This is a genomic window from Leuconostoc sp. DB-1 (genome assembly GCF_013414845.1).
GTDB lineage: Bacteria > Bacillota > Bacilli > Lactobacillales > Lactobacillaceae > Leuconostoc > Leuconostoc mesenteroides.
In genome coordinates this window covers 1,544,335-1,552,500 of the sequence record NZ_JABFNJ010000001.1, presented here as the reverse complement: position 1 = coordinate 1,552,500, position 8,166 = coordinate 1,544,335, and the positions used below count along the sequence as shown (strand labels likewise).

General features: G+C 40.7%; 4 protein-coding genes (1 of these 4 only partly in view). All 4 read left to right on the top strand.

All coding sequences use genetic code 11. The features are described 5' to 3' along the window. Positions 1-3,109: the 3' portion of a DNA-directed RNA polymerase subunit beta gene (locus HFP47_RS07620; protein ID WP_179876291.1), read on the top strand. The gene continues 500 nt to the left of window position 1, outside the view; only the last 3,109 of its 3,609 coding nucleotides appear in the window; the start codon falls outside the window, past its left edge; the stop codon is at positions 3,107-3,109. A 23-nt stretch (positions 3,110-3,132) separates the two neighbouring features. After that, positions 3,133-6,795 (top strand): DNA-directed RNA polymerase subunit beta', encoded by a 3,663-nt coding sequence (gene rpoC, locus HFP47_RS07615; RefSeq protein WP_011680407.1) that lies wholly within the window; start codon positions 3,133-3,135, stop codon positions 6,793-6,795. A 216-nt stretch (positions 6,796-7,011) separates the two neighbouring features. Then, positions 7,012-7,419 (top strand): Mini-ribonuclease 3, encoded by a 408-nt coding sequence (locus HFP47_RS07610; RefSeq protein WP_010287891.1) that lies wholly within the window; start codon positions 7,012-7,014, stop codon positions 7,417-7,419. Beyond that, the gene (gene rlmB, locus HFP47_RS07605) at positions 7,416-8,165 is read left to right on the top strand and encodes a 23S rRNA (guanosine(2251)-2'-O)-methyltransferase RlmB (RefSeq protein ID WP_010287895.1); all 750 of its coding nucleotides are present in this window, start codon (positions 7,416-7,418) and stop codon (positions 8,163-8,165) included. Before HFP47_RS07610 ends, rlmB begins: the two co-directional genes overlap by 4 nt. Position 8,166 lies beyond the last annotated feature (1 nt).

The window sequence follows — 8,166 nt, the reverse complement described above, 5'->3', positions numbered from 1 at the left end:
CGCATGGTTGGAGTATGAAACTGATGCCAAGGGCATTGCTAACGTCCGCATTGATCGCACGCGTAAGTTGCTAATGACTGAATTAGTACGTGCACTTGGATTTGGTTCGGATTCAGACATTATTGATATTTTTTCAGATCAATATGATGCATTGAACATGACCCTTGAAAAAGATGTCCATAAGGATATGTCAGATTCTCGTGTTGAAGAAGCATTGAAGGATGTATACGAACGTTTGCGTCCAGGTGAACCAAAGACTGCTGATTCATCACGTGCACTATTAGTTGCTCGTTTCTTTGATCCAAAGCGTTATGATTTAGCTTCTGTGGGCCGTTATAAGATTAATAAAAAGCTGTCACTTAAGACACGTTTGTTAAACCAAACATTAGCAGAAACATTGGCTGACCCTGATTCTGGTGAAATTATTGCTGAAAAAGGTACGTTAGTCGATAAGGAAGTTATTTCTAAATTAACACCATATTTGGATCGTGAAGATTTTAAGACAACAACATATACTCCATCAGGTGATGCTGTTCTTGAAGAACCTGTAACCCTTCAAAAAATCAAAATCGAATCTCCCGAAAACCCAGAAAAGACATTGTTGTTGATTGGCAATGGGCACATTGATGAAGCTGATCGTACAGTACGTCCAGCTGATATCTTGGCAGGTATGAACTACTTCTTGAACTTGCAAGAAGGTGTTGGTCATGTTGATGATATTGACCACTTGGGTAACCGTCGTATTCGTTCTGTTGGTGAATTGTTGCAAAACCAATTCCGTATTGGCTTAACGCGTATGGAACGTGTTGTTCGTGAACGCATGTCAATTCAAGATGCCAACACGGTTACACCACAACAGTTAATCAATATACGTCCTGTTGTAGCCGCTGTCAAAGAATTCTTTGGTTCTTCACAATTGTCACAGTTTATGGATCAAACTAACCCATTGGGTGAAATGAACCACAAACGTCGTTTGTCAGCTCTTGGACCGGGTGGTTTGACTCGTGATCGTGCCGGCGTTGAAGTTCGAGATGTTCACTATACACATTACGGTCGTATTGATCCGATTGAAACACCAGAAGGTCCTAACATTGGGTTGATTAACTCGTTGGCCACTTATGGTCGCATTAACAAATATGGTTTCGTTGAAACACCATACCGTCGTGTTGATTGGACAACTCATAAGGTTACAGATAAGATTGATTATTTGACAGCCGATGAAGAAGATAACTATATTGTTGCTCAAGCTAACTCACCATTAAATGAAGATGGTAGCTTTGTCCACAACACAGTTATGGCTCGTTTTGGTGAAGAAAACATTGAAACACCAATTGATCGTATTGACTACATGGACGTTTCGCCAAAGCAGGTTGTTTCTGTTGGAACAGCTGCTATTCCGTTCTTGGAAAACGATGATTCCAACCGTGCTTTGATGGGTGCCAACATGCAACGTCAGGCAGTGCCTTTGCTTGATCCACATTCACCATTAGTAGGAACAGGAATTGAGTATAAAGCAGCTCACGATTCTGGTGTTGCGATGATTGCACGCGCATCTGGTGAAGTTGAGTATGTGGACGGCCGCCAAATCCGAGTTCGTCGTGAAGATGGTCAATTGGATACTTATGAATTGATGAAATTCCGTCGTTCAAACGGTGGTAAAAACTATAACCAAAAGCCAATTGTACATGTCGGTGAGCATATTGAAGCCGACGAGGTTTTGGCTGATGGTCCTTCAATGGAACAAGGTGAATTGGCCTTGGGGCAAAATCCCTTAATTGCTTTCATGACTTGGCAAGGATATAACTTCGAAGATGCCATTGTCTTAAATGAACGTTTGGTCCGTGAAGATGTTTATACTTCAATTCACATCGAAGAATACGATTCAGAAGCGCGAGACACAAAACTTGGACCGGAAGAAATGACTCGTGAAATTCCTAACACTGGTGAAGATCAGTTGAAGGATTTGGATGCGGACGGTATTATTCGTGTCGGTGCTGAAGTGCACGATGGTGATATCTTAGTTGGTAAGGTAACGCCTAAGGGTGTTACTGAACTTTCTGCTGAAGAACGTTTATTGCATGCCATTTTTGGCGAAAAAGCGCGTGAAGTACGTGATACATCATTACGTGTTCCTCATGGCGGCGGCGGTGTCGTTCAAAACGTTCGTATTTATACACCTGAAAATGGTGATGAATTAGCACCAGGTGTCAACATGATGGTTCGTGTTTATATTGCACAAAAGCGTAAAATTCAAGTCGGTGATAAGATGGCTGGTCGTCATGGAAACAAGGGAACTGTTTCTGTTGTTGTGCCAGAAGAAGATATGCCATATATGCCTGATGGAACACCTATTGACATTCTATTGTCACCCATGGGTGTGCCATCACGTATGAATATTGGGCAAGTACTTGAATTGCACCTAGGATTTGCTGCCAAGAAACTTGGTATTCATGTTGCTTCACCTGTCTTTGATGGTGCCAGTGATGATGAAATTGAAATGGCCTTACGTGAGGCTGGGTTACCACAAGACGGTAAGTCAGTTGTCTATGATGGTCGCACTGGTGAAGCTTTTGACAAGCGTGTTGGTGTTGGTGTCATGCATTATATGAAACTAGCGCACATGGTTGACGATAAAATTCATGCACGTTCAATTGGTCCTTACTCACTTGTTACACAACAGCCTTTGGGTGGTAAAGCCCAGTTTGGTGGACAGCGTTTCGGTGAAATGGAAGTTTGGGCTTTGGAAGCTTATGGTGCAGCTTACACATTGCAAGAAATCTTGACGTATAAGTCAGATGATGTTGCAGGCCGTGTTAAAGTGTATGAATCAATTATTAAGGGTGAACCAATTCCTCGTCCTGGTGTACCAGAGTCTTTCCGTGTTTTGGTCAAAGAATTGCAGGCACTTGGCTTGGACATGCAAGTACTAGATGGTGCAGGTGATGAAGTTGAGTTGCGTCAAATGGATGAAGATGATTCAATTTTGCCTGTTGATGCACTTGAAAAGCTAGCCCGTACAAATCCTGATCTGTTAAACAAAGATGATGAAGAAGTTGCTGCAGCCTTCTCTAAGGTTGAAGAACAAAGTCAAACATTTGAGGAAAAATAATTTAGAAAGGTAACAGCAAATAGATGGCAATCGATGTTAATAAATTCGAAAGTATGCAAATCGCTTTGGCTTCCCCTGATAAGATTCGTTCATGGTCTTATGGTGAAGTAAAGAAGCCAGAAACGATTAACTATCGAACACTTAAGCCAGAAAAAGACGGTTTGTTCGATGAACGTATTTTCGGACCTACAAAAGATTATGAATGTGCCTGTGGTAAGTACAAGCGAATCCGATATAAGGGTATTGTTTGTGACCGCTGTGGTGTTGAAGTAACATCATCAAAAGTTCGTCGTGAACGTATGGGTCACATCGAATTAGCTGCTCCTGTTACACATATTTGGTATTTCAAGGGAATTCCTTCACGTATGGGACTTGTTTTAGACATGTCTCCACGTTCACTTGAAGAAATTATATATTTTGCTTCTTATGTTGTTATTGAACCAGGTGATGCACCTGTTGAAAAGAAGCAAATGATGACGGAACGTGAGTACCGTCAACTGAAAAAAGAATATGGTGCTGGCTTTAAGGCTGGCATGGGCGCAGAAGCAATCAAAGAATTACTTGCAAACGTTGATTTAGCTACGGAAGCTGATGAATTAAAGCGTGAATTGCAAGAAGCAACAGGACAAAAACGAGTACGTGCGGTACGTCGTTTGGACATTATTGAAGCCTTTCTCCAGTCAGATAACAAACCTGAATGGATGGTAATGGAAGTTATTCCAGTTATTCCTCCAGATTTGCGTCCGATGGTTCAATTGGAAGGTGGCCGTTTTGCCACGTCTGATTTGAATGATTTATATCGCCGTGTTATCAACCGTAACAATCGTTTGAAGCGTTTGCTTGATTTGAATGCGCCAGGCATTATCGTGCAAAATGAAAAGCGTATGTTACAAGAAGCTGTTGATGCGTTGATTGATAATGGTCGTCGTGGTCGTCCGGTTGCTGGTCCAGGTAATCGTCCATTGAAATCACTTTCACACATGTTGAAGGGTAAGCAAGGTCGTTTCCGTCAGAACTTACTTGGTAAGCGTGTTGATTATTCTGGTCGTTCGGTTATTGATGTTGGACCTTTCTTGAAAATGAACCAAATGGGATTGCCTGTACCAATGGCTATTGAACTATTCCGTCCATTTATCATGAAAGAATTAACAACACGTAAGTTGGCTGGCAATGTCAAGTCTGCTAAACGCAAGATTGATAAAGCTGACGGCGACGTGATGGATGTCTTGGAAGATGTTATCAAGGAACACCCTGTTCTTTTGAACCGAGCACCTACATTGCACCGTCTTGGAATTCAAGCGTTTGAGCCAGTGTTAGTTTCAGGTAAAGCAATGCGTTTGCACCCATTGGTTACTGAAGCCTATAACGCCGATTTCGATGGTGATCAGATGGCCATCCACGTACCATTATCTGATGAAGCACAAGCTGAAGCGCGTTTGTTAATGCTTGCTGCTGGTCATATTTTGGCACCTAAAGATGGAAAGCCAATTGTTGCGCCATCACAGGATATGGTTATTGGAAACTACTATTTGACTACTGAAGAAGCCGGTCGTGAAGGCGAAGGAATGATCTTCTCTAGCGTTGATGAAGCACGAATTGCTTTTGCAAGCAAGGTTGTTCATTATCATACACGAGTAGGTATTCAGACTTCTTCATTCCCAAGCGAAAAGCCATTTACTGACGAGCAACGTTCAAAGATTATGATCACTTCGGTAGGTAAGTTATTCTTTAACGAAATTTTGCCTTCAGATTTCCCATATATCAACGAACCATCAGAAGATAACTTTAAGCGAGTTGATGATAGTTTCTTTATTGATGCTGGTGAAAATATACATGATTATTTGGCTGATACATCGATCGTTAATCCTTTCAAGAAGGGCTTCTTGTCAGATATTATCGCTGAAGTATATAAGCGTTATAAGGTGACAGAAACTTCATTATTGTTGGATCGTATGAAAGATTTGGGTTACGACAAGTCTACTGAATCTGGTTTAACAGTGTCAATGACGGATGTATTGGAATTAGAGGAAAAACCTGCTATTCTTGAAGACGCTCATAGTCAAGTTGCCACAGTAACAAAGCAGTTCCGTCGTGGTTTGATAACTGATTCGGAACGTTATCAACGTGTAACCGAAATTTGGACAAAAGCCAAGGATATTATTCAAGACAAGTTGATTGAATCGTTTGAACCAACGAACCCTATCTTTATGATGCAAGATTCTGGGGCTCGAGGTAACATTTCGAACTTCGTTCAATTAGCTGGTATGCGTGGATTGATGGCTGGACCTGGTGGTAAGATTATTGAATTGCCAGTTACAGCTAACTTCCGTGAAGGTTTGACAGTGATGGAAATGTTTATTTCTACTCACGGAGCTCGTAAGGGAATGTCAGATACGGCCTTGAAGACAGCTAACTCAGGTTACTTGACACGTCGACTAGTTGATGTGGCTCAAGATGTTATTGTACGTGAGTTTGACAATGATTCAGATCGTGGTGTTGCTGTTCAAGCAATTATGGATGGCACATCTGTGGTTGAACCATTGTACGATCGTATTCTCGGTCGTTATGCAATGAAGTCTGTATTTGACCCTGAAACAGATGAAAAGATTGTTTCACGTAATGAAATGATTGATGAAGATGTTGCCAAGAAGATTGTGAATGCTGGTATTAAAGAAGTAACTATTCGTTCAGTCTTTACATCAACAACGGAACACGGTGTTTCAGTGCTTGACTATGGTCGAAACTTAGCATCTGGTGAAGAAGTTGAAGTTGGTGAAGCCGTTGGAACTGTTGCTGCACAATCAATCGGTGAGCCAGGTACGCAATTGACAATGCGTAACTTCCACACGGGTGGAGTTGCCGGTGGTAATGATATTACGCAAGGTTTGCCTCGTGTTCAAGAAATTGTTGAGGCGCGTATTCCTAAGGGACGTGCAGAAATTTCTGAAGTTACGGGTACAATTACTGTGATTGAAGAAAATCCTGCAGACCGCACAAAGTCAGTTACAATTGAAGGCGAAACTGATACAAGAACTTATACATTACCTTTGACAACACGTATGCGTTTTGGTGAAGGTGACGAAATTAAGCGTGGTGAGGCTATCAACGAAGGACCAATTGATCCTAAAGAGTTGTTAGCTGTTACAGACACTTTGACAACAGAATCATATATGCTAACTGAAATTCAAAAGGTTTACCGTTTGCAAGGTATTGAAGTTTCTGACAAACATATTGAAGTAATGATTCGTCAAATGTTACGTAAAATCCGTGTCATGGATCCAGGTCAAACAGACTTGTTGCCAGGAACATTAATGGATATCGCTGATTTCAAGCGCGCTAACGAACCAGCTTTGTTTGAAGGCTTAGTACCAGCGACTGCTCGTCCAGTTCTGTTGGGAATTACTAAGGCTGCGCTTGAGACAAATTCATTCTTATCTGCCGCATCCTTCCAAGAAACAACACGTGTTTTGACAGATGCTGCTATTCGTGGCAAAAACGATCCACTTGTTGGTTTGAAAGAGAACGTTATTATTGGTAAGATTATTCCTGCCGGAACTGGTATGGCTGAATATCGCAAGATCAAGAGTAAAGTTGTCGGGGATGTTATCGCTCAACCTGAGTCTGAAAGCGAAGAAGCTTCAGATATTCCTAAGTTAGACGATGTTGCAAAAACATTTGACAACTAAAAGCATAGTATTAAAAAACACTTATCATATATGATAAGTGTTTTTTTTAATTATAAAAAAAGTATTTTTAAAACAAATGTGCATATTATGCCAAAAATGATACCGTTTATGCCAAAGAGCTTCTCATATTCATTAAAAATAGGTAAACTTAAATAGTTCTGCAGAACATTTATTGAAATTTGTACGCAAGTCAATATAATTGCGTATAATTGAATTATGCATAATTTAAATTACAGACAAATGAACGGATTATCGCTGGCTTATATTGGCGATGCAATCTATGAACTAGAAGTACGACGGCACTTATTGTCTTTAGGCTTAACAAAAGTAAATGAACTACAAAAACGTAGTAAACATTATGTTTCCGCGAAAGCGCATGCTGCGTTATTTGAGCAAATGATGGTAAGCAATATCCTAACCGATGATGAATTAGATTATTTCAAACGTGGTCGTAATGCTAAGTCACATACAAAAGCAAAAAATACTGATGTCATTACGTATCGAATTTCAACAGGTGTTGAAGCATTATTTGGTTATTTGTATATGTCTGAACAACATGAGCGCATCTTAGAACTAATGACATGGATTTTTGAACAGGTGGAGACAGGGAGTACAAACAAATGAAACCAACAGAATCAACAGAATTCGTTTACGGGCATCATGCCAGTGTTGAATCGTTAAAAAGCACGCAAGAAATAAATAAGGTTTGGCTACAAACAGGATTACAAGACAAAATTCGTAACGAAATTACGCAATTGGCCAAGAAGAAGAAGTTGGTTATTCAGCAGGCACCAAAGTCAAAACTAGATGAGCTAACCGATGGTGGTAATCATCAAGGTGTTGTTTTAAGTGTGGCGGCCTTTGAGTACGCGTCAATTGATGATTTATTTGAACAGGCTGACAAAAAAGGCGAAGCACCATTTTTTGTCATTTTAGATGGCATTGAAGATCCACACAACTTAGGGTCTATTTTGCGTACTGCTGATGCAGCTGGAGTTCACGGTATTATTATTCCAAAACGTCGGGCAGTTCAACTGACGGCAACCGTTGCTAAGACATCTACTGGAGCCATTGAACATGTTCCTGTTGCTCGAGTGACGAACTTAGTAAATATAGTGGAAGAGCTTAAGAAGCGTAATGTTTGGGTTTTTGGAACAGACATGGCTGGTGATGATTATCGCCGTTGGGATGCAAATGGCGCGGTAGCGTTGATTATTGGTAATGAAGGGAGAGGCATTTCGCCATTATTAAAGAAAAAAGTTGATGGTATGGTCACGATTCCAATGGTGGGGCATGTTCAGAGTTTGAATGCTAGTGTTGCTGCTAGTTTGTTGATTTATCAAGGATATAATTCACGAAATCCGTTATAAG

What these genes read in the sequence shown, in the direction of transcription:
- rlmB (WP_010287895.1), top strand. Translation starts at nt 7,416, where the DNA reads ATGAAACCAACAGAATCAACAGAATTCGTTTACGGGCATCATGCCAGT.
- rpoC (WP_011680407.1), top strand. Translation starts at nt 3,133, where the DNA reads ATGGCAATCGATGTTAATAAATTCGAAAGTATGCAAATCGCTTTGGCT.
- HFP47_RS07610 (WP_010287891.1), top strand. Translation starts at nt 7,012, where the DNA reads ATGCATAATTTAAATTACAGACAAATGAACGGATTATCGCTGGCTTAT.